The sequence below is a fragment of the Bordetella sp. genome, assembly GCF_057362025.1.
Genome location: NZ_JBMQQZ010000077.1, coordinates 83993 through 105718, shown reverse-complemented (window position 1 = coordinate 105718; position 21726 = coordinate 83993). Strand labels below are relative to the sequence as shown.

General features: G+C 66.3%; 23 protein-coding genes and 1 pseudogene. 8 read left to right on the top strand and 16 right to left on the bottom strand.

Features of this window, described 5'->3' with window-relative positions:
- Positions 1 to 234 (top strand): annotated as a pseudogene (locus tag ACO1P8_RS15545) (C4-dicarboxylate ABC transporter); the annotation flags it as partial.
- A 15-nt stretch (positions 235 to 249) separates the two neighbouring features.
- Here ACO1P8_RS15545 and ACO1P8_RS15540 read toward each other — a convergent pair.
- The 5 genes from ACO1P8_RS15540 to ACO1P8_RS15520 are packed head-to-tail and all read right to left on the bottom strand — an operon-like array spanning position 250 to position 6219.
- Positions 250 to 1731, bottom strand: a complete 1482-nt coding sequence (locus ACO1P8_RS15540) for an NAD-dependent succinate-semialdehyde dehydrogenase (protein WP_486296785.1) — start codon at positions 1729 to 1731, stop codon at positions 250 to 252.
- Between the two features lie 14 nt (positions 1732 to 1745).
- Positions 1746 to 2840 carry a tartrate dehydrogenase gene (locus tag ACO1P8_RS15535; protein ID WP_486296784.1) on the bottom strand — a complete coding sequence of 365 codons (1095 nt, stop codon included), beginning with the start codon at positions 2838 to 2840 and terminating at the stop codon, positions 1746 to 1748.
- 36 nt (positions 2841 to 2876) lie between these two features.
- On the bottom strand, positions 2877 to 3641 hold the full coding sequence (locus ACO1P8_RS15530; RefSeq protein WP_486296783.1) for an aldolase/citrate lyase family protein: 765 nt from the start codon (positions 3639 to 3641) through the stop codon (positions 2877 to 2879).
- 49 nt (positions 3642 to 3690) lie between these two features.
- Positions 3691 to 5214: a UxaA family hydrolase gene (locus ACO1P8_RS15525; protein WP_486296782.1), complete on the bottom strand. Its 1524-nt coding sequence runs from the start codon at positions 5212 to 5214 to the stop codon at positions 3691 to 3693.
- 3 nt (positions 5215 to 5217) lie between these two features.
- Complete coding sequence (locus ACO1P8_RS15520) at positions 5218 to 6219, bottom strand: Bug family tripartite tricarboxylate transporter substrate binding protein (RefSeq protein WP_486296781.1); 1002 nt, start codon at positions 6217 to 6219, stop codon at positions 5218 to 5220.
- A gap of 132 nt (positions 6220 to 6351) precedes the next feature.
- Between ACO1P8_RS15520 and ACO1P8_RS15515 the strand changes: the two genes are divergently transcribed.
- Positions 6352 to 7320, top strand: a complete 969-nt coding sequence (locus tag ACO1P8_RS15515) for a LysR substrate-binding domain-containing protein (RefSeq protein ID WP_486296780.1) — start codon at positions 6352 to 6354, stop codon at positions 7318 to 7320.
- On the opposite strand, the gene ACO1P8_RS15510 is transcribed toward ACO1P8_RS15515, so the two are convergent.
- The 9 genes from ACO1P8_RS15510 to atpD are packed head-to-tail and all read right to left on the bottom strand — an operon-like array spanning position 7317 to position 13852.
- Positions 7317 to 8165 carry a F0F1 ATP synthase subunit gamma gene (locus tag ACO1P8_RS15510; RefSeq protein WP_486296779.1) on the bottom strand — a complete coding sequence of 283 codons (849 nt, stop codon included), beginning with the start codon at positions 8163 to 8165 and terminating at the stop codon, positions 7317 to 7319. The genes ACO1P8_RS15515 and ACO1P8_RS15510 overlap by 4 nt on opposite strands.
- Positions 8162 to 9724 carry a F0F1 ATP synthase subunit alpha gene (locus ACO1P8_RS15505; RefSeq protein ID WP_486296778.1) on the bottom strand — a complete coding sequence of 521 codons (1563 nt, stop codon included), beginning with the start codon at positions 9722 to 9724 and terminating at the stop codon, positions 8162 to 8164. Before ACO1P8_RS15505 ends, ACO1P8_RS15510 begins: the two co-directional genes overlap by 4 nt.
- Positions 9714 to 10451 (bottom strand): F0F1 ATP synthase subunit B family protein, encoded by a 738-nt coding sequence (locus ACO1P8_RS15500; RefSeq protein WP_486296777.1) that lies wholly within the window; start codon positions 10449 to 10451, stop codon positions 9714 to 9716. The genes ACO1P8_RS15505 and ACO1P8_RS15500 overlap by 11 nt, the downstream gene beginning before the upstream one ends.
- A gap of 4 nt (positions 10452 to 10455) precedes the next feature.
- Complete coding sequence (locus tag ACO1P8_RS15495; protein ID WP_486296776.1) at positions 10456 to 10701, bottom strand: F0F1 ATP synthase subunit C; 246 nt, start codon at positions 10699 to 10701, stop codon at positions 10456 to 10458.
- Complete coding sequence (locus ACO1P8_RS15490; protein WP_486296775.1) at positions 10698 to 11396, bottom strand: F0F1 ATP synthase subunit A; 699 nt, start codon at positions 11394 to 11396, stop codon at positions 10698 to 10700. The genes ACO1P8_RS15495 and ACO1P8_RS15490 overlap by 4 nt, the downstream gene beginning before the upstream one ends.
- A complete protein-coding gene (locus ACO1P8_RS15485) occupies positions 11393 to 11698 on the bottom strand; it encodes an ATP synthase subunit I (RefSeq protein WP_486296774.1) in 306 nt (101 codons plus the stop codon). The genes ACO1P8_RS15490 and ACO1P8_RS15485 overlap by 4 nt, the downstream gene beginning before the upstream one ends.
- Positions 11695 to 12012, bottom strand: coding sequence for an AtpZ/AtpI family protein (locus ACO1P8_RS15480; RefSeq protein ID WP_486296773.1), 318 nt, complete (start codon positions 12010 to 12012; stop codon positions 11695 to 11697). The genes ACO1P8_RS15485 and ACO1P8_RS15480 overlap by 4 nt, the downstream gene beginning before the upstream one ends.
- Positions 12009 to 12431 carry a F0F1 ATP synthase subunit epsilon gene (locus ACO1P8_RS15475; RefSeq protein WP_486296772.1) on the bottom strand — a complete coding sequence of 141 codons (423 nt, stop codon included), beginning with the start codon at positions 12429 to 12431 and terminating at the stop codon, positions 12009 to 12011. Before ACO1P8_RS15475 ends, ACO1P8_RS15480 begins: the two co-directional genes overlap by 4 nt.
- Positions 12428 to 13852 carry a F0F1 ATP synthase subunit beta gene (gene atpD, locus ACO1P8_RS15470; RefSeq protein WP_486296771.1) on the bottom strand — a complete coding sequence of 475 codons (1425 nt, stop codon included), beginning with the start codon at positions 13850 to 13852 and terminating at the stop codon, positions 12428 to 12430. Before atpD ends, ACO1P8_RS15475 begins: the two co-directional genes overlap by 4 nt.
- Before the next feature lie 256 nt (positions 13853 to 14108).
- On the opposite strand from atpD, the gene ACO1P8_RS15465 reads away from it, so the two are divergent.
- From ACO1P8_RS15465 to ACO1P8_RS15445, 5 genes are all read left to right on the top strand, one after another.
- Positions 14109 to 14414, top strand: a complete 306-nt coding sequence (locus ACO1P8_RS15465; protein ID WP_486296770.1) for a DUF3303 domain-containing protein — start codon at positions 14109 to 14111, stop codon at positions 14412 to 14414.
- 116 nt (positions 14415 to 14530) lie between these two features.
- Positions 14531 to 15403: a tripartite tricarboxylate transporter substrate binding protein gene (locus ACO1P8_RS15460; RefSeq protein ID WP_486296769.1), complete on the top strand. Its 873-nt coding sequence runs from the start codon at positions 14531 to 14533 to the stop codon at positions 15401 to 15403.
- Positions 15404 to 15510: 107 nt separating this feature from the next.
- Positions 15511 to 16299: a class II aldolase/adducin family protein gene (locus ACO1P8_RS15455; protein ID WP_486296791.1), complete on the top strand. Its 789-nt coding sequence runs from the start codon at positions 15511 to 15513 to the stop codon at positions 16297 to 16299.
- Between the two features lie 27 nt (positions 16300 to 16326).
- Positions 16327 to 17199, top strand: a complete 873-nt coding sequence (locus ACO1P8_RS15450) for an amidohydrolase family protein (RefSeq protein WP_486296768.1) — start codon at positions 16327 to 16329, stop codon at positions 17197 to 17199.
- 36 nt (positions 17200 to 17235) lie between these two features.
- Positions 17236 to 18210 (top strand): 2-hydroxyacid dehydrogenase, encoded by a 975-nt coding sequence (locus ACO1P8_RS15445; RefSeq protein WP_486296767.1) that lies wholly within the window; start codon positions 17236 to 17238, stop codon positions 18208 to 18210.
- 26 nt (positions 18211 to 18236) lie between these two features.
- Here ACO1P8_RS15445 and gcvA read toward each other — a convergent pair whose 3' ends face one another.
- Entirely contained in the window at positions 18237 to 19133 is an 897-nt protein-coding gene (gcvA, locus tag ACO1P8_RS15440; protein WP_486296766.1) for a transcriptional regulator GcvA, read from the bottom strand.
- Between the two features lie 181 nt (positions 19134 to 19314).
- Between gcvA and ACO1P8_RS15435 the strand changes: the two genes are divergently transcribed.
- Positions 19315 to 20307 (top strand): tripartite tricarboxylate transporter substrate binding protein, encoded by a 993-nt coding sequence (locus tag ACO1P8_RS15435; protein ID WP_486296765.1) that lies wholly within the window; start codon positions 19315 to 19317, stop codon positions 20305 to 20307.
- A gap of 5 nt (positions 20308 to 20312) precedes the next feature.
- On the opposite strand, the gene pcaDC is transcribed toward ACO1P8_RS15435, so the two are convergent.
- Positions 20313 to 21482, bottom strand: a complete 1170-nt coding sequence (gene pcaDC, locus ACO1P8_RS15430; RefSeq protein ID WP_486296764.1) for a bifunctional 3-oxoadipate enol-lactonase/4-carboxymuconolactone decarboxylase PcaDC — start codon at positions 21480 to 21482, stop codon at positions 20313 to 20315.
- Between the last annotated feature and the right edge of the window lie 244 nt (positions 21483 to 21726).

Here is a 21726-nt window from a genome sequence, read left to right as displayed (position 1 = left end):
GGGCGCACCATCGCGCCGGTGACGACAGGGCAGATCTACCAGGGCTCGATCCCGTTCATCGTCATCCAGCTGGTCATGGTGGCGACGGTGATGCTGGTGCCGGCAATCGTGATGCACTATAAGGGCGACCAGTCCAAGGTGGATCCTTCAACGGTGAAGATCGACGTGCAGGGCGGCTACGGTACCGGCGTGTATGGCGGCGGCGGGGACGACCCGGGCGCGGCGTTCAAATGAGGCCGTGGGGCGGGGCTACGCCAGCCCGCCCTGGCACAGGTACTTGATCGACAGGTAGTCGTCCAGTCCGTAGCGGGAGCCCTCGCGGCCGTAGCCGGATTCCTTGATGCCGCCGAAAGGCGCGGCCTCCGATGCCAGCGCGCCTTCGTTGATGCCCACGATACCGGATTCCAGGGCGCGCGATACGCGTTCGATGCGCCGCAGGTCCTGGCTGTAGAAATACGCGGCCAGTCCGAAGGGCGTATCGTTGGCTGCGGTTATGGCGTGCGCTTCCTCGTCGAAGCGGAATAGCGGCACGACGGGGCCGAAGGTTTCCTCGGCGCACAAGTCCATCGAGGCATTGGCGTCGCCCAATACCGTGGGCGCGTAATAGTTCGGCCCCAGCGCCTCCAGGCGCTTTCCGCCGACCAGCACGGTGGCGCCGTGCCGGCGCGCATCGTCGACATGGCGGGCGATCTTGCCCACGGCGCGCGCATTGATCATGGGCCCGACGTGGGTGGCGGGATCGGAGCCGGGCCCCACGCGCAAGGCGGCCACCCTGTCGCGCAGCAGGCCCGCGAAGCGATCGTAGACCGTCGATTGCACATAGACGCGATTCGGGCAGACGCAGGTCTGGCCGCCATTGCGGAACTTGGCCGCCATGACACCGTCGACGGCGGCTTCCAGCTGCGCATCCTCGAATACCAGGAAGGGCGCATTGCCGCCGAGTTCCAGCGAAAGCTTCTTCAACGTTGCCGCGGATTCCCGCGCCAGGTGCTTGCCGACCGGCGTCGATCCGGTGAAGCTTATTTTGCGCACCCGGCCGTCCTGCAGCCAGGCATCGACGGTCTCGGCCGCCCGCGCGCGCGATGCGGTGACCATGTTCAGCACGCCATTCGGAAACCCGGCCTCTTGCCCGAGCAGCGCGAGCGCCAGCGCGGTCAGCGGCGTGTCTTCCGCGGGCTTGGCCACGACGGTGCAGCCCGCGGCCAGCGCCGGCGCGATCTTGCGCGCGATCATGGCCAGGGGAAAGTTCCAGGGTGTGATCGCGGCCACGACCCCGATGGGCTCCTTGATCGCCGTCATGCGCTTGCCGCGCTGCTGGTCCGGGATGATGTCGCCATAGATGCGGTTGGCCTCATCGGCGAACCAGGCCACATACGACGCCCCGTACGCGACTTCGCCGCGGGCTTCGGCCAGGGGCTTGCCCTGTTCGCGGGAAATCAGCGTGGCCAGGTCTTCCTCCCGCTCGAGGATCAGCGCATGCCAGCGCCGCAGCAGCGCGGCCCGTTCCCGCGGCAGCCGCGCGCGCCACAACGGCAGCGCCTTCGCGGCCGCGTCCACGGCGGCACGGGCATCTTGCGGGCCGCTGTCGGGCACCTCGGCGATAAGCAGGCCGGTAGCGGGGTCGGTGACCGCGAAGCCCCGGCCGTCAAGGCCGGGCGTCCAGCGGTCGTCGATGAAGTTGTGCGGGCGAATGAGGGGCCCGGCTTGCGGGTGGGTCGCCTTGCTGTCCATGCGGGAACTCTCCATTATCGTGCGCCCGATTCGACCAGCGCGGCCACGGCCTTGCCCACTTCGATGGTGCCCGCCTTGCCGCCGAGATCCCCGGTGTGCGGGCCGTGCCTGAGCACCGTCGAGATGGCGTCCAGGATCAGGTCGTGCGCCTGTCGCATCACGCCTTGGCCGTCGCCGAGGAAATCCAGCATCATCGCGGCCGACCAGATCATGGCGATGGGGTTGGCGATGCCGCGTCCGGCGATGTCCGGCGCCGAGCCATGCACCGGTTCGAACAGGGACGGAAAGCGGCGATCCGGGTTCAGGTTGCCGGACGGCGCGATGCCGATGGTGCCGGTGCAGGCCGGTCCCAGGTCGGAAAGAATATCGCCAAACAGATTGGAGGCGACCACGACATCGAAGCGGTCTGGATTCAGGACGAAGCGCGCGCAGAGAATATCGATATGCTGCTTGTCCCAGCGCACGGAAGGATATTGCCGCGCCATATCTTCCACGCGCGTGTCCCACCACGGCATGCTGATGGATATGCCGTTGCTCTTGGTGGCGGCCGTCAGGGTCCCACTCCGGCGCGCGGCCAGCTCGAAGGCGAAGCGCAGCACGCGATCGGTGCCAAGCCGCGAGAAAACCGCCTGCTGCATGACCACTTCGCGGTCCGTTCCTTCGTACATCGTGCCGCCGACGGCGGAGTATTCCCCTTCGGTATTTTCCCTGACGATCATCATGTCGATGTCGCCCGGCTTGCGATTGGCCAGCGGGCAGGGAACGCCCTCGAACAGGCGCGCGGGACGCAGGTTGATGTATTGGTCGAACTCGCGGCGGAACTTCAGCAATGAGCCCCAGAGGGAAATGTGGTCCGGCACGGTGGCGGGCCAGCCGACGGCACCGAAGAGGATGGCGTCGCAGTCGCGCAGCGGGTCCTTCCAATCGTCGGGCATCATCTGGCCGTGCGCCGCGTAATACTCGCAGGACGCCCAGGCAATGTGGCGATACTCCAGGGCAATGCCGAAGCGCCGGCAGGCGGCCTCCAGCACGCGCAGCCCTTCGGGCATGACTTCCATGCCGATTCCATCGCCGGGAATCACGGCGATGCGCCAGGTCTTCGTTGTCATATCGGAATCCTTGGGGATGCCCGCTGTGCGGCGGCGTCAGCAGGCGAAGTCGCGCGCGAGTTTGCGCGCCGCGTTGGCGAAGATCAGGATGTCCACGCCGGTGGCGACGAAGGTGCATCCCAGGTCCAGATAGCGCCGCGCCAGGGCGGGGTCGGAGGTCAATGTGCCGGCCGCCTTGCCCGAGGCCACGATCGTCCGCATCGCCGCTTCGATGGCCGCCTGGACGTCCGGATGTCCGGGGTTGCCGCGGTGTCCCATCGAAGCGGCCAGGTCGGCCGGTCCGATGAATATTCCATCGACGCCCTCGGTGGCGCACAGCGCCGGCAGGTTCTCCAGGGCGGTCGTGGTTTCCGCCTGTACGAGCAGGCAGATCTCGTCGTCGGCGACCGCCAGGTAATCGGCGCGCTGGCTCCATTGCGAGGCCCGGCCCACCGCGCTGCCCACCCCGCGGATGCCGCGCGGCGGGTAGCGCGTGGCCGCGACCAGGGCGCGCGCCTGTTCCGCGGTGTCGACCATCGGCACCAGCAGCGTGCGCGCGCCGACGTCGAGCAGGCGCTTGATGCGCGCCGGATCGCTATCGGGTATCCGCACGACGGGATGCGACGCATAGGCGGCACCCGCCTGCAGGGCGTGCAGCGTGCTGCGCAGGTCGTTCGGTGCATGCTCGCCATCGACGAGCAGCCAGTGAAAGCCGGCGGTCGCCGCGACTTCCGCCAGATAGGGATCGGCCATGGAAAGCCACAGGCCGATGCGCGGCGTCGCCGACGCCAGCGCGGATTTGAAGGGATTCAGGGCAGGCATGGATGCGACTCGGAATGGACGATGAAAAAATCGGAGCGTACGCGCGGCTTCAACTGACGACGCCGAGATGCCAGGGTACGAATTCGTGGTCTCCCAGCCCCAGCAACTCGCTTTTGGTGCGCGCGCCGGACGCCGCCAGGAGGATGCGTTCGAAGATGCGTTGTCCCATTTCTTCGATGCCGAGCTCGCCGTCCAGCACGCATCCGCAATTGATGTCCATGTCTTCCTCCACCCGCCGGTACATGGACGAGTTGCTGGCCAGCTTGAGCGTGGGCGCCGGCTTGGAGCCGAACATCGATCCCCGTCCGGTGGTGAAGCAGATCAGGTTCGCGCCGCTGGCGATCTGGCCGGTGACGGCGACGGGGTCGTAACCGGGGGAATCCATGAAGACCAGGCCCGGCCGGTCGATGGGTTCGGCATATTCGTATACGGCCTGCAGCGGCGTGCTGCCGCCCTTCATCGCCGATCCCAGCGATTTCTCGAAAATGTTCGCCAGGCCTCCCTGCTGGTTGCCGTGGCCCACCTTGCCGTTGAACTGCGCGTTCTGCCCGGCGGTGTAGCGTTCCCACCAGGCAAGCCGGGCCAGCAGCTTCTCACCCACTTCGCGGCTGGCCGCGCGGCGGGTCAAGAGGTATTCGACGCCATGGATCTCCGGGGTCTCCGAGAGAATGGCGGTGCCGCCGTGGCGCACCAGGATGTCCATGGCGACACCCAGCGCCGGATTGGCGGTAATGCCGGAAAAGCCGTCCGATCCTCCGCATTCCAGGCCTATCTTCAGGTGGCTCGCGGGCACTTCCGTCCGGCGGCATTCGTTGGCGGCGGGCAGCATGGCCTGGATGGCGGCAATCCCGGCGGCGATCGTGGCGCGCGTGCCCCCGGCGTCCTGCATGACCAGGGTGCGCACGCGGGGATCCCTGGCCAGGCCCTGCGTATCGACCAGCGCGTCCACCTGGTTGCGCTCGCAGCCCAACCCCACGATCAATACCCCGGCCAGGTTGGGATGCCGGGCATACCCGGCCAGCGTGCGCCGCAGCACGTCGAAATGCTCGCTGGGCGAGGACATGCCGCAGCCGCTGGTATGGGCGAAGGCCGCCACGCCGTCGACATTGGGATAGGCAGCCAGGCGTTCCGTATTGAAATGGGCGGCGATGGACTTGATGACCGTCGCCGAACAGTTCACCGAGGACAGGATGCCGATGAAATTGCGGGTGCCCACGCGCCCGTCCGGGCGGACGTAGCCCAGGAAGCGGGCCTGCCGGGCGGGCGGCACATAGGCGACCGGCACGACATCCTGGCCGAAGGCCGGGTCGCGCTGGAAATCCGCCAATTCGACGTTGTGCGTATGTACGTGATCGCCTGCCTCGATGTCGCGGCCGGCCACGCCGATGATCACGTCGTACTTGCGCACCGCTTCGCCGCGCGCGATCCGCCGTGCCGCGATTTTGTGGCCGGCCGGTACCTGCGCCCGTATGCGCAGATCGTGCCCGGGAACGGCCTGCCCCAGCGTGAGGCTGTCGCGCGCGATCAATACATTGTCGGCGGGATGCAGACGGATAAGCGGGGAAGACGTCACGGTTCAGCCTTGTTGCAGCATCGCCTTCAGGTGCAGGCGTTCGATCAATTGCGTTTCCTGGCCATAGACCTGGACGACGTAGCGCTGGTAGTCCGGCCCGTCCAGGTACATGACCGGCGCATCCAGCCTGTCGGCGACCTGCTTGAACTCGCTGCTGGCGACCGCCTTGCGGAAGGCATCGCGCAACACCTGTTCGACGGCGGGATCCAGGCCCTTGGGCGCGCCGATGCCATTGGGCGCGTCGACGACGAGGTCGTAGCCCAGGTCCTTCAGCGTGGGGCTGCCGCTGAAGCGCGGCGTACGCTGCGCGCCCCACGTCGCAAGCAGGCGCAGATGGCCGGATTCGACCTGCGGCGCCCAGGAGCTGGAGTCGGCCAGCATATCGATCTGTCCGCCCAGGAGATCCTGCAGGGCGGGCGCCCCGCCCTTGTAGGCGATGGCATTGAGTCGGATGCCGGCGGCCATGGCGAACTGCTCCATGCCGACGTGCGTCGCCCCGCCCACGCCGGCATGGCCGTAGGTCACGACGCCGGGATGGCTTTTCGCGTACTGCACCATATCCGCCAGCGTCTTGAAGCGCGAGTCCGACTTGACCACGATGCCGAAGGTCTGTCCCGACGTCCGGGCAATGTAGGTGAAATCGGTGCGCGGGTCCGCCGCCAGCATGCCCAGCTGCGAGAAGCGCGTCACGGAAATCGGAATCTGCCCGATGGTGTAGCCGTCCGGCTTCGCGCTGGCGAGCGCCTTCGCGCCGATCATCCCGGATGCGCCCGCGCGGTTTTCCACCACGATGGTCTGGTCCAGCACCTTGCCGGCCGCCTGGCACAGCACACGCATGGATTGGTCGGCCGTCCCGCCCACCGCCCATGGACAGATAAAGGTAATGGGCCGGTTGGGAAAGCCGGCCGCCCGGGCACCTCGGGGCAGCAGGGCGGTGCCCACGGCGGCGGCGCCGCCCAGCAGCAATGCCCGGCGCAGTGGTTGGATGGCAGGCTGTTTTTTCATGGTCTCCTCGCTTTCGGTTTCCGCCCGGGTCTGCCGCCCGGACTTGCCTCGCATTGTGGGTCAGCCACTACATAACATTCCATTCGAATATCGTCATTGCTACATACCATTTTGGTTAAGTAAACTTCGCGCATGGCCCAACTCGACCGTGTCTTGCGCAGCAATATCAAGCTGCGCCACCTGCAGCTGCTGGTGGCGCTGGATCAGTTCCGGCACCTGGGCCGGACGTCGGAGTTCCTGTCCGTCAGCCAACCCGCCGTGTCGCGCATGCTGACGGAGATCGAGGCGATGCTGGGCCAAGTGCTGTTCCTGCGATCCACGCGCGGCACCGAGCCGACACAGGCCGGCAAGGCGATGGTGCGTTTCGCGCGATCCGTGCTCGCGCAATACGAACGCACGCGCGACGAGATCGGCGCCCTGGAAAGCGGGGCGGTGGGGCGCGTGCGAGTCGGCGCGATGGGCGTGGCGCTGTCGCCGTTGCTGGCTGACGCGGTGGTCCTGCTGAAGCAGCAATCCACCCGCGCGACGGTGCTGGTAGAGACAGGGGACCTGACCCACCTGCTTCCCAAGCTGCGCCTGGGCGAAATCGACCTGTTCGTGGGGCGGCTGGAGCCGGGCTACGCTTCTCCGGACCTCACGACCGAAGCGTTGTACGCCGAGCCCATGGTGGCCGTGGTGGCACCCGGGCATCCGCTGGCGCGGCGGCGCAAACCGGATTGGACGCAGGTTGCCGCCACGCCCTGCGTGATGCCGCCGCCATGGGCGTCGCTGCGGGTCAAGCTGGAACAGCAGTTTCTTCGCCACGGCGTGGAGCCGCCGGAGGACGTCGTCGAATCGTCTTCCTACCTGGGTGTGTCGGTTTTCGTGCGGCGGCGCGGCGCGGTCGGCTTCATGGCGCAAAGCGCGGCGCGGGAGTTCGAGCAATCGGGCCTGCTTTCGGTACTGCGCCTGCGGGTAGACCTGGAGCTGCCCAGCGTCGGCATCATCGCGCTGCGCGAAGTGATGCCGACGCCGGTGGCGACTCAGCTGATGCAATGCCTCAGGCAGACGGCGGCGCTGCGCGGCCGCGCGGCCGTCCGGTCTCGGACAGTGTCCCTTTAGGGGGCCGCCCGGCTCGCCGTATCGCCCGCCGCGAGCTCGATGATTTCGGCGGTGATCTCCTCTTGCCGCAGGATGCGCTCCGTGGCCCGCAATCCGGCAAGCTGGCGCTCGATGTGACGGTGCGCGGAGGCCATCGCTTCCATGCGGGCCTGGTTCTCCGCGGCGAAGGCATGCAGGGCGGCGTTGCAGAGTTGCGCGCGCAGGTAGGCCGAGGTGAACTCGACCAATAGCGCTTCGGGCGGCAGGTTGAGCAGTGGCGCATTCTGCTCGGCCGGAAGGGAAAACGCCGCCAGGTCGAGCGGAAATAGCCGGCGCCGTTCGATTCGCAGGCCGTGGCCGCTTTCCCATTGGCCGAAGATCGTATCGAGCTGGTCGATTTCTCCCTTGGAAATGCGGGCATATAGGGCATCGGCGATGCCGTCGGCAAGTTTTGGAATACCGGGCGAATGCGATGGAACCGCTATGCTCCAGCCCGGAACGATATGCCTTTCCGAAGCGACCGCGCGACCGCGCGTGCCGACCAGGAACAAGCAGGATGGGGGCAATCCGTCCGGTATGGCATCGAGTACATGTTCGCTGAAGGCTCCGGCAAATCCCTGTTCCGCGCAGAATAGTACGAGCGCGCGCCGCGCGGGTCCGTTTGTCGCCGGAGGCGCCGCCGGGACCAGCGCGAGTGTCCGCCCGATGGCCCGGGCGATGGTGTCGGCATAGCTGTCCACCGCCGCCAGCTGATTGCGCGCCTGTTGGGCGCGAGCGGCGGCGATCCCCCGCATCGCGCCCACCACCGCGCCGAGTTGGCGGATTCCGTCGATACGCGCCCCGAGGTCGGCAAGTCGTTCCGTCATGCTCGTCCCGCCGTCACGGAGGACGCCGGCGGCGCCAGTGAGGCCGCATACCGGCGCAAGGACTCGATCAGCGCCTGCTTGCCGATATCGTCCAGTTCTCCCGATGCCTGGATCTGGCGGACGAGGTCCGGGACTTCACGATCGAGCATTGAGCCGAGGTCGCGGCGAAACGCGGCCACGGACGATAACTCGAGCGCATCCAGCAGGCCGGCCTGGACGGCGAGTACCAGCCCCACCTCGTCCGCGAGTCGCAGGGGAGAATGTTGCGACTGCTCCAGTATTGCCCGTATCCGCGCGCCACGGGTGAGCTGTTCGCGCACGCGCGTATCCGGCATCCCGCCGAATCGCGTGAAGGTCTCGAGTTCCAGGAATTGCGCGTAGTCCAGGCGCAGGGTCTCCGCGGCGTTGCGCAGCACGGGTGCCTGCGTCTTGCCTCCAACCCGGCTTACGCTTGTACCGACATCCACGGCCGGTTTCTGCCCCTCATGAAAAAGGCGTGCGTCGAGGACGATCTGTCCGTCGGTGATCGAGATCAGGTTGGTCGGAATATAGGCGCTGAGATTGCCGGCGTCGGTTTCGGCGATAGGAAGCGCGGTGAGGGACCCGCCGCCGTTCTCCTTCGATAGCCGCGCGGCCCGCTCCAGCAGCCGTGCGTGAACGTAGAAGACGTCGCCGGGGTAGGCTTCCCGGCCTGGAGCCTGGCGCGTCAGCAGCGCGAGTTCGCGGTGGCTGGCGGCATGTTTGCTCAGATCGTCTATCACGATGAGCGCGTGCTGCCCACGGTCGCGAAAATACTCGGCGATCGTGAATGCGGCGAAGGGCGCGATCCATTGCAAACCCGCGGAAGCCGACGCGCCGGCGACGACGACAATGCAGCGTTCGGGCGCCCCGAAGTCTTTGATGGCGTCAATGGCACGCCGCACGCTCGACGTCTTCTGGCCCACCGCGACATAGATGCAGATCATGTCGCTGTTTTTTTGGTTGATGATCGTATCGATCGCGATCGACGTCTTGCCGATGGCGCGGTCTCCGATGATCAGTTCACGTTGTCCCCGGCCAAGGGCGAACAGCGCGTCGATCACGACGAGGCCGGTCTGGACGGGCTGGGTGACGGGATCGCGGTCGATGATGGCGGGCGCCGGGCGTTCGATCGGCTCCCGCGCTTCAGCGACGACCGGACCCGCGCCATCGAGCGGGCGGCCCAGCGGGTCGATAACGCGGCCGAGCAGGGCTGGCCCTACCGGCGTGCGCACGACATCGCCCGTGCCTCGGACGGCATCGCCCGCCTCCACCGCGCTTGCGTCATCGAGCAGGACACAGCCTATCCGGTCGCGGTCGAGCACTTGCGCGAATCCGAACTGCCCTCGTTCGAAACGCAGCAGTTCGTCCAGCCGTGCGTCCGGCAAGCCGGACACCAGGGCAACGCCATCCCCGATTTCCTCTACCCGGCCGATCTGCTCTGTCCTCGGTCCGAGGGTCAAGTTGTCCAGCCGGGACTGCCCGCGGTCGAGCCAGTCGCCGGCCGGTCGATCCGCCGGTTGGACGAGTTCAGACGTCATGGTCGAGATCCGCGAGGATGTTGGCAAGGTCGGCGCGCCAGCTGTTGGTGATGCTCAGGTGCGCCCCGTGCAGTTCAAGCCCGGCGATGAGGGTGGGGTCTACCTTGAACGTGATCGGGGGCTGGAATCCGAGTGCCTCGCCGATCAGGTGACGGTAGCGCTCTTGATCGGCCGGTTCGATCGGTGTGCCGCTGACCGCCTCGAAAGCGGCGCCGTTGGTGCGGATCGTGTCCCGGGCGGAGGGTGCAAGCCTGCCGATTTCCTGCAGGAGCCAATCCAGGAAGACGGCATCGACGGCACTGCCCGCCAGGCGTGCGGCAAGCCGGCCGGCGATCTGTACCGCCAGTCGATTGGCGCGCTCGGCCCATGCCTTGTCGGCGGAATGGCGTTCCTTCTCGATTGCCGTCCTGGCGGACGCCTCGATCGCGGCGGCCTGGCTGGCAGCCGCGGCGAGGATGCCGGCCCGCGCCTTTTCGGCGGCCTCCCGCGCGCCGGCGATGATTCCGTCCCGCTCCTGGGCGAAGCCCTGGCGGGTCCGTTCGATCTCGGCGAGCGCGGCGGTTGCCTGGTCGCGACACGCTTGCGCATCGGCCAGCAGTTGCTGCGCAGCCTTGCGCCGCCGCTCGACCATGGCCGCGACCGGACGCCAGAAAAAATGTCCCAGCAGCCAGATCAGGATAAGGACGTTGACGGCCTGGATGCCAAGCGTCCACCAATCGATGGCCATCGGTCTACTTCAGCAATGGGTTGGCGAACAGCAGCAGCAGGGCGATGACGAGGCAGTAGATCGCCATCGTTTCGATCATGGCCAGGCCGACGAAGAGCGTCCGGGAGATGGTATTGGCGGATTCGGGCTGCCGCGCGATCGCGTCCATGGCGGCCGCCACGGCGCGTCCTTCCGCGAGAGCGGGCCCGATGGCCCCGAAACATACCGCCACGGCGGCCGAAACGATGCTGACCATGGATAACCAGTTCATTGCGCATTCTCCTTATGGGCGGATTCGGTTGCGGGCCGGCTTTCTTCGATGGCGCCGGCGATAAAGACCATGGCCAGCACCGCGAAGATGTAGGCCTGCACGGCGCCCGTCAGCAGATCGAGCGCCATCAGTGGGATCGGAACCAGCAGTCCGGCCAGGCTCAATATGATCCCGATGACAAAGACCCCGCTCATTACGTTGCCGAACAGCCGCACGACCAGGGAGAATGTCCGCGTCAGACTTTCGATGAAATTGAGGGGAATCATGATCGGATTGGGCGAGGCGAAGGTCGCCAGATAGCCGCCGACCCCGCCCGCGCGGACGCCGAACCAGATCACCGCGAGGAAGACGAGCAGGGCCAGCGCCGCATCGGTCTCGATATGCGCCGTCGGCGGGGTGACGCCCGGCACCAGCGAGGACCAATTGGCGGCGAAGATATAGACGAACAGCGTGCCGATGAACGCCCGGTAGGGCGCGGGTTGGGCACGCATGGTGTCCAGGATCTGGCTGTCGACCGTCTGCACGATCAACTCCAGGCAGGACTGCAATGTCGATGGCACGAGCGCGAGTCGTCGCGTGGCCGCCACGGCGCCCAGCACCAGCAAGGCCATGATCGCCCATGTCACCACGACGGCGGAAGCGATGGGGATCGGGCCCAGGTGAAAAAGCGGGCTGCTGCCCAGCGGCGAGTTCACGTGGGGTTCTCCTTCGGTTCCCGGGTGGCGATGATGCGCCCGGCCAGCACGCCGCCCGCCATGCATAGCAAGGGAAGTACGCCCTGGCGGCCCGCCAGGGACAAGCCGCCGCCGAGCAGGGCGAAGCGGCCGATCGTCCAGCAGATCGCGGCGAACGCGCTGCCTCCGCGGGCCAGCTTGGACACCGTCCGGCGCAGCCCGCCGAAATGCAGCAGGCCCAATGCAATGCCGGTCCCGAGCCACGCTCCGGACGCGAGCAATCGGACGCCGTCGATCGGGAAGCTGTCCGGAAACGGTGTCATGCGCGTTGTATCCATTTCCATGCGGACCAGCAGCCGATTGCGAGGCCAAGCATCAGAAGAGGCGCCGTCCAGAACAGGTCGGAACCGAATTTCTCGTCCAGCCAGCGGCCGGCGAACATCCCCAGCAGCGTGGGCGTCACGACCATCCAGCCGAGTACACCGACTTGCGCGAGCCGGCGGGCGACGGAGGGGTCGCCCTCGCGCAGCCAGCGTCGATGGCGCTTTCCCCTGATGCGGATCTCATCGACGAGCGGGTCCTGTTCGTCGCGCTCCCCGCCGGGTTCGGGTGTCGGCCCCATGCCGTGGGCGGTCATGAAAGCATCCTGTCGCCGTTCCCGGCGCCGGGCCGCAGATGGCGCATGATCTGTCGAATGGCGGCAAGATGGAGCCGGGTGCTTTCGACGTGCACCGTGCGTTCCATCTCGACGTCGGACCGGAAGCGGGCGAGCACCGTCTCGTCCAGGGTCGCAAGATCGTCGCCGGGTACCGCCTCCAGGGTCGCGATGGTAATGTCGTGGCCGGCTTGAACGGCAAGAACGCCTCGGCGAACCGCGCAGTAGCGCCTGGATCCGCCGCTGCTTTTCCAGTCGACGACCGAAATCGACAGGCTGGTGAGGAAATCGGCGTGATGCGGCAGGATGCCGAAGTTGCCCGTCGCATCCTCCGCGCGCACGGCCGATACGCCATCCTCGTCGACGACGATCTCGAGCGGAGTGACGATACGCAGCCTCATGAGGTCGCCTTCGCTTCCGCGGAGGCCGCCTCTTTTTGCCGGGCCTCCTGCAATGTGCCCACCATGTAGAGCGAGCTCTCCGCCCAGTCGTCGGTTTCGCCATCGAGAATGGCACGGCATCCGGCGAGCGTATCGGCGCGGGTGACGCTACGGCCGGGTTGGCCGGTAAAGGCTTCCGTCACCGCGAAAGGTTGGCTGAGAAAGCGCTGGAGGCGGCGGGCCCGCTTCACCAGCAGCCGGTCGTCCGCGCCCAGTTCTTCCACGCCGAGCAGCGCGATGATGTCCTGCAAGTCCTTGAATCGGGCGATCGCCTCGCGTGCGCGCTCCGCGATACGGTAGTGTTCCTCGCCGACGATAAGGGGGTCGAGAAGCACGGACGACGAAACCAGCGGGTCTATGGCGGGGTAGAAACCCTCGGCGGCGAGCGCCCGGGACAGCATGATCATGCTGTCGGTATGGCTCGATATCGCGGTGACGGCGGGATCGGTGAAGTCGTCCGCGGGGACGTAGACGGCCTGTATGGCGGTAACCGCGGTCCCCGCTATGGAAGCGATCCGTTCCTGTAGCGAAGCTACCTCGGTGGCCAGTGTAGGCTGATAGCCGACCCGCGAGGGCAGGCGCCCCAGAAGGCTGGAAAGCTCGCTGCCCGCCTGGACGAAACGGAAGACATTGTCCATCAGCAGGAGGACGTTCTGGTGCTTCCGGTCGCGGAAGAACTCCGCGATCGTCAGCGCGGTAAGCGGCACGCGCCAGCGTGCGCCCGGGGGTTCGTTCATTTGCCCGTATACCAGCACCGTACGCGAGAGGACGCCGGAACCCTGCATGTCCGCCAGAAGCTCATGGCCTTCCCTGGAGCGCTCGCCGACGCCGGCAAAGACCGATATCCCCTGGTATTTCTCGACCATGGCATGGATAAGCTCCATGACCAGCACGGTCTTGCCGACGCCGGCGCCGCCGAACATGGCGGCCTTGCCGCCGCGCGCGAGAGGCGCGAGCAGGTCGATGACTTTGATGCCGGTTTCGAAAAGCGTGCTGGTCGCGGTTGCGCTTTCGAGCGCCGGGGGGGGGTTATGGATCGGTCGCCTCGGCGTGTCGGGCGGCAGGTCCGGCCCGCGATCGCGCAGCGTGCCGACGACATCGAGCAGGCGACCCAGCACTGCATCTCCGACCGGTACCGTGATGGGCGTACCCAGCGCGCGCACCGTCGTACCGCGCGCCAGCCCGGCGGTCGCCTGCAGAGCGATGCCGCGGACGGTCTCCGGATCGACGTGGCTATGGACTTCGAGCAATAGCGGTTCCGGCCGGTCCCATTGAACGGCCAGGGCCGCGTTTATCGGCGGAAGCGCCGCGCCGTGGAAGCCGACATCCACGACGGCGCCGCGCACCGATATAACCCTTCCCGTCCGCTGAGATGCGTCCATGGCTTACCCGTATTTCCCGCACCGGCCCGATCCGGTGCCTTCGCGGAAAATTCTATCGGGCGGTCAGGCGGCGGCCCTGATCTCGATCAAACTTTGCTCGATTCATCGTGGGGCGGGCTACGCCAGCCCGCCCTGGCGCCGGCCGCGCTCATTAGCGGATGTAATGCTTGCATGAAATATCGTCGCTGTGAAAACCGGCGACGTGTCGCTACCATCCCCGGACAACAAATATCCGACGACGATGGTAGGAGACACCATGCTATTTCTGGTCATCAGCACCCCCCGCCCCGAGCGCCCGACGACCCTGATCGATTCGCGTAGCCGTTACTGGGACTGGATGCGTCCTCTTCTTGAGTCCGGCCTGTCCCGTTCCGTGCATGCGCGTGTCGGCCGTGGCGCCGTCGCCCTGTTCGACGTCGATTCCAACGAGACGCTGCACCGCCTGATGAACGAGTGGTCGGATATCATTCCGGCGCACTTCGAGGTGTTCCCGCTGCTGGACGAAGATACGGCCAAGGCCTATCTCGCCACGCAGACGCCAAGCACCGGGACCGCGCGATGAACGCGGCGCGGCGCAGGGCCTTTCGAATTTTCAGCCGCGCGGGCCTGGCCATGACAGCAGCCGGCCTCATGATGGGAAACGCGTGTGCCGCAACGTTTCCCGACAAACCTGTACGAATGATCGTGGCGTTTCCCGCCGGCGGCGGTACCGACATCGTGGCGCGCGTCATCGCGGAACGGCTGACTGCCCTGTGGGGGCAACAGGTGATCGTCGACAACCGCGGCGGTGCCGGTGGCGTGATAGGCACCGAGATCGCGGCGCGATCCGCGCCCGACGGCTACACCATTTTCATGGCGACGCTGGGCAACTTGTCGATCAATCCGCATCTGTACAAGATGAACGTGGATCCCATGAAGGATCTGGCGCCCATTTCCAACGTGGTCGACGTCAATTTCGTATTGGTTGCCAACGCAGCCTTCCCGGCGAAGTCGGTGCAGGACTTGATCGACATGGCCAAGCGCCAGCCGGGGCAGATCAACTTTTCTTCATCGGGGGTGGGCGGCGCGCCGCATCTTGCCGGCGAGCTCTTCAACGAGATGGCCGGCGTCAAGCTCACGCACATCCCCTATAAGGGCAGCGCGCCCAGTTTCACGGATTTGATAGGCGGGCAGGTGCCGGTCACCTTCGATAGTCTGGTGCAATCCTTGCCCTACATTCAGGGCGGCAAGTTGCGGGCCCTGGGTGTGCTGGGCGCCAAGCGCTCCAGCCTGCTTCCGGACGTTCCCACGCTGGCCGAGGCCGGCGTGCCGGGCTATGAATTCACCAACTGGTTCGGCCTGGTCGCGCCCGCCGGCGTGCCCGCGGACCGTATCCGGAAACTGAACGCCGACGTACGCAAAGTGCTGGCCCAGCCGGAGGTCGAGCAGGCACTGGCGAAGATGGGCGCGGACCCGGCCGGCGACACGCCACAGGCGTTCGGCGAACTTATCCGTGCCGAAAGCGCCAAGTGGGGCCGCATTATCAAGGAACAGGATATCCGGGCGCAGTAGCCCGTCAGTCATCGGCCTGCGCGCGCGAAACAGATTCGCCTTCGCTACGCGAGCAGGCCATCTCAGCCATGGCTGATCCCGTGGCGGAACAGGAGCATCAGGTGAATATGCGATACAGCACCGACTTTCCGAGTCTGGAAGGTGTCGTCGATGAGGCGGAATGGAAGAGCCGGACAGACCTTGCGGCGTGCTACAGGCTGTTGGAGCGCTATGGCATGACCGACATGATCTACAACCACGTTACCGCGCAGATACCGGGCAAGCAGGGCCGTTTGCTGATCAATCTGTACGGCCTGTTGTACAAGGAGATCACCGCGTCGAGCCTGGTCGAGATCGACTATGACGGCAATATCTGCCGCAAGCCGGACACCGACTACGGCATCAACAAGTCGGGCTATGTGATCCACGGGTGCATACACCGTGCCCGTCCGGACGTTCACTGCGTCATCCATACGCACACGCGCGCCGGCATGGCGGTTTCGGCGATGCGCGACGGACTGTTGCCCATCACGCAGACGGCCTCGCGCTTTCATGGCCACATCGGCTACCACGAATTCGAAGGGCCGGCGGTCGACCTCGCCGAGCAGGAACGCCTGGTGGCCGACCTGGGTCCGCACAACACCATGATCCTGCGCAACCATGGCTTGCTGGTCTGCGGCGCTTCCGTGCCTCAGGCCTTCAACCTGATGTATCAGTTGGAGATGGCGTGCCGGACGCAGGTAGACGCCATGTCGGGCGGTATGGAACAGGTCAGGCTGCCCAGCGAGGAGATCCTGCAGCGGTCGGCGCATCTGTATCAGCCCGGAACCCGACGTCCGTACGGCGAGCTGGAATGGCATGCCATGCTGCGCCTGCTCGATGCCGAGCCGGGCGGCTATCCCTCCTATAAAAGCTGACCCCGGGCTGCCACAGGAGAATGCTTCATGACGAATGTTTCCGCCAGGCCGCCCGCGGGCGCTTGCGACTGCCATGTACATGTATTCGGCCCCGCGTCGGAATACCGTTTCGATCCGGCGCGCACCTATACGCCGGGCGATGCGCCACTGGATGCGCTGGTCGCCATGCACCGCGAGCTTGGCATCGAGCGCACCGTTATCGTGCAGCCCAGCCCCTACGGCAGCGATAACCGCTGCCTGCTGGATGCGCTGGCGCAGCTGAATGGGCGCGGCCGCGGCGTTGCGGTGATCGATGACGGCACTTCCGATGAAGCGCTGGCCGACATGCACCGTGCAGGCGTGCGCGGCGTACGCGTGAACCTGGAAACCGCCGGACAGCACGACCCCGGCGTGGCGCACGCCAAACTGCTGCATGCGGCCCGGCGTGTCGCGCCGCTGGGCTGGCACGTGCAGACGTATACGAACCTGGCGACGATATCGTCGTTGGGCAGTGCATTGGCGGAGCTGCCGGTGACACTGGTCATCGACCACTTCGGACGCGCCCAAGGCGCCGCCGGCGTTGCGCAGGAAGGCTTTGGCGCCTTGTCGTCGGCACTTGCGACCGGCCGCGTCTATGTCAAGCTATCCGCGCCCTATCGGATTTCCGGCTCGCCGGGCTACGCCGATGCCGCGCCCATCGCGCGCGCGCTGATCGATGCAAATCCCGACCGCGTGCTGTGGGGCACCGACTGGCCGCATCCCGGTTCCGCGGCCGGCGCACCGCTGGCGGTCGACGCCGTCACGCCGTTCCGGCCAGAGGACAACGCCCAGGCGCTGTTGCGCTGCATGCAATGGGCAGGAACAGACGACCGCGTGCGCAAGCTGCTGGTGGACAACCCGGCGCGGCTCTACGACTTCTGACCGATCATCGAGCCCGGCATACGGAGGCCTGAGGGTATGTACATCGTGGCGTTCCTGGATGTCATGGCCGCGCCCGTGCAAAGCGCGATCGCCGCGGCGGCGCCCGCGGGGTTCGAAATCCGGTTCGCCGGCAGCGGCGATGCCGCTGCACAGGCGGCGCTGGCGCGGGATGCGGATTTCATCCTTGCCGGCTGGCAACCCGTTACGGCGGGGATGATCGACCAGGCGCCCAGGCTGCGGATGATCCACAAATGGGGCATCGGCTACGAGAAAATCGACCTGGATGCGGCACGGCGCAGAGGGATTGCCGTCGCCATTACCAGCGGAGCCAACGCCGGTCCCGTCGCGGAGCACGCCATCGCCCTGATGCTCGGCGTTTATCGCCGGCTGCCATTGGCGGACCGTTCCACCCGCGCAGGCATATGGCTCAAGTCGGAAATGCGTTCGGTCTGCTACCAGATCGCCGGCAAGACCATAGGCCTGTTGGGGTTCGGGAATATTGCGCGGATGTTGGCGCGCCGGTTGCGCGGCTTCGATGCGGACGTCTGCTATACCAGCCGGCGGCGCGCCGATGCCGACACGGAGCGCGCCTTGTGCGTTCGTTACGTGGACATGGACGAACTGCTGGCCGGCAGCGATATCCTGAGCATCCATGTACCGCTGACGGACCAGACCAGGGGAATGATCGATCAACACGCCATGGCCCGCATGAAGGACGGCGCCGTCATCGTGAATACCGCGCGCGGCGGCATCGTGGACGAGTCGGCGCTGTACCGGGCATTGGTCGATGGCAAACTGGCCGGCGCCGGCTTGGACGTTTTCGACCAAGAGCCGGCGCAGGCGGAAAATCCGCTGTTCACGCTGGACAACGTGGTCGTGTCGCCGCACAGCGGCGGCGCGGTGATGGACAACGTGGGAAATGTCGCGTCGCGCGCCTTCGGCAATATGCAGCGGCTGCTGCGAGGGCAGCCCATCGATGCGGCCGATTTGATCGTTGCCGCGCGGCGCTGAGGACTGGGTCCCGGCGTCGTCCTGCGCTACTGCCCGGCGTCGCGAATCCGGTCCAGCAGCCATACGCGAAAACGGGCGATCTTCGGATCGTCCGCATGCTGCGCCGGGCAGACCAGGTGGTAGCCGCGCGGGCGGCGCAGGACAAGCGGATGAGGCGCCACGAGTCGTCCTTCGGCCAGATCCTTTTCCACGTAGCGCAACTGGCCCAGCGCAACGCCCAGGCCTTCCGTCGCACACTGGTAGATAATGCTCAGGTCTTCGTAGTACATATCGCCCACGGCCATTCCGCGATGCGCGCCGGCCAGCCGGATCCAATCCGGCCAGTGCTGGGGGCGGCGGTTCGAATGCAGAAGCGGCAGTCGCAACAGGGCTTCGGCGCTACAGGGGCGCGGCAGGCGGGCAGCCATTTCCGGCGCCATGACCGGTGTCAGGGCATCGCTGAACAGCAGGTCGTTGCGCAAACCCGGCCAGGGCCCGTCGCCGTAGACAATCCCCATGTCGGCCTCTTCGCGCGTGAAGTCCACGCCTTCCACGCTGGAAGACAGCTTGACGTTGATGTCCGGATGGGCGGCCTGGAAGGCCGGCACGAGAGGGATCAGCCAGCGGATGAACAAGGTCGTATGGCCGCGCACCGTCAATACCTGCTTGGCGCCCGTGGACACGAGTTCCCGCGTCGCCCGCGTGATCTGAGCGAATGCGCCGGTCAGTGCGGCGGCGTAGCTTTCGCCGCCGCGCGTCAGGCGCAGGCGCCGCCCGCCTCGCTCCAGCAGCGCGAAGCCCAGCCAGGTTTCGAGCGCCTTGATCTGGTGGCTGACCGCCCCTTGCGTGATGTGCAGTTCCTGTGCGGCCGCGGTAAAGCTGGCATGGCGAGCCACGCTTTCGAACACGCGCAGCGGATTCAGCGGCGGCAGTTGCGGATTCATGGTCGGGGGTCTCCGTATGCGATGCCAAATATTAGTTTTCTTGATGATGTGGCGAAATATTCTCGATGGCGCATCCGCGCAGGCGTGCCTAAGATGGGCTGCCTGCCCCGGTGACGGCGTTCAAGGCGTCTGAAGCCGAGAGAAGCGGCATATTAGCTTGACTACAAAAATGGAGACATCGATGAACATCCGCCGACACACCGCGCGTCCTATCAGATTCCTGTTGCAGGCGGCCACCGTGGCCGTCGGTGTTGCCTGTATGGCCTCGCCCGCGCGGGCCGAGGATCGCTATCCCAGCAAGCCCATCCGCATCGTCGTGCCGGTATCGCCGGGCGGTACCGTCGATATGGTCGCCCGCCTGGTCGCAAAGGGCATGACGGAAGATCTGGGACTATCCGTGGTCGTGGAAAATAAGCCAGGCGCCAGCGGCCTGCTTGGCACCCGCGAAGTCGCGCGCGCGGAGCCGGATGGCTATACGTTGCTGGCGGTGGCCAATACTTTCGTGTCGGTACCGGAGTTCGTACCCAATGCAGGGTACGACCCCATCAAGGATTTCGCGCCGATCACGCAGACCGTGCAGATCCCGATGGTCCTGGTGGCGAATCCGGCTGTGCCCCAGCGCACCGTAAAGGCCTTGATCGAGCGGGCGCGGACGCATCCTGGCGAAATCTCTTATGGATCGTCCGGGATCGGCTCGACTGGCTATATCGCGGCAGAGTTGTTCAGCAAGCAGGCGGGCATCAAAATGCTGGCCGTTTCATACAAGGGCAACGCACAGGCCCTGACCGATCTGATCGGCGGCCAGGTCAACGTGATGTTCGATCAGGTCAGCACGTCGGGCCCTTACGTACTTTCCGGAAAGCTGCATGCCCTGGGGGTGACCACCTCCACGCGGTCGAAGCTGCTGCCGGACGTTCCCACCATCGCCGAAGCCGGTCTGCCCGGTTTCGAGGACGATACTTTCAATGCGATCCTGGCGCCTGCCGGCACGCCGGCGCCCGTCGTGCAGAAGCTGCGCGACGCCGTGGCGAAGGCGCTGCAGCGTCCGGAGGTGACGGCGCAACTGGCCAGGCAGGGCGTCGAGGTAAAGATCGACCCCACCCCGGATGCCTTCGGCGCGACACTGAAGAAAGCGGTGGAGAAATATCGCGCTATCGCCAAGACGACGGTGTAGGCACGTTACCCGATCTCCGCGAACTTCTTCAGCGTCTTCCCCGCGATGGCAAAGCCGGTATTGGCGGCCGGTACGCCGGCATAGACGCTGACCATGAACAGGGCCTCTTCGATGAGGCGGCTTTCCACGCCGGCGCGCAAAGCCGCCTCGATATGGAGCTCGAATTCCTCCCAGCGGCCGAGCGCGGCGGTGATGGCCATGACGACGATCCGGCGTGTCGCGTCGTCGACGCGGGTGGATGTCCAGATCTTGCCCCATGCGAGCTGGGTGATCATTTCCTGGAACCCGGTGTTGAACGCCGTGCGGGCGGCAAGCCGCGCGTCGACGTAGGCGCGGCCGAGGATGTCGCGCCGTCGCTCCAGGCCCAGCGCGTAACGCTCGCTTTCCGCGAGCTGGCCTTCCGGCGCCAGGAAATCGAGCAGGGCGTCGCTCCATTGCAGCGGCAGCTCGACCATTGGGATGTGGGCGCCGGGCAGCGCGGTCACGGTGGCGCCCGCGATGGCGCCGGCGATCTCCATCCCCCGCTCGGGGGGCGTGGACTGGTCGTGCGCGCCGGTCACCACGAGCGTGGGGACCTGGATCGAGGACAGCCCGTCGGCGATCCGCATGTCGCGGATGGCGGCGCAGCAGCCGGCGTAGCCATGCGGCTCCAGGGAGAGCAGGGTTTCCTTCACGCGTTCGACGCGCGGATCCTCCAGCGCCAGGAAGGGCGGCGTGAAGAAACGGCCCAGCACGCCGTCGGCGATCGCCGCCATGCCGCCACGCCGCACGTTGTCGATGCGGGTGCTCCAGACATCCGGCGGGAACTGCACGGCGGTGTTCGAGAGGACCAGCCTGTCCAGCTTATGGTCCGGCCGCTGCGCGTACGCCATGCCGACCATCCCGCCCAGGGATACGCCGCAGTAATGGAATTTGTCCAGCCCGGCCGCGTGGACGACGGCGGCCAGATCGCCGGCCAATTGGTCCATCGTGTAGTCGCCATCCGGGGCGTCGGAGGCGCCGTGTCCCCGCATGTCGAAGCGAATCACGCGGAAATGCCGCATCAGCCGCGGCAGGACCGGATCCCATAGCGAGAAATCCGTGCCCAGCGAGTTGCCCAGCACGAGGACGGGCAGCGCGCGGGAGCCGTCGCTGCGCCAATAGATGCGCGTGGCGCCATTGAATGCGAAAGGCATGGGGTTCCTTTATTTTTTTGTGTCGAAGATCGGATCATCGGACAAGCCGGCCGCCGTGCCAAGTTCGCCCGGGGTGGCGGCAGGCGGTGGAAGGGGCGTGTGCTGCCCGGGATAGCGGGACATTCGCCCCCCGGATGGGGCCGCGGGAGGGCGCCCAGGTGCCCGGTATCGTTCAGCGGATTGTCATATCACGTTCAGCTTTTGGTTGGCTTTCATTCAGCTCGCTGTTGCTTTTGCACCCTAG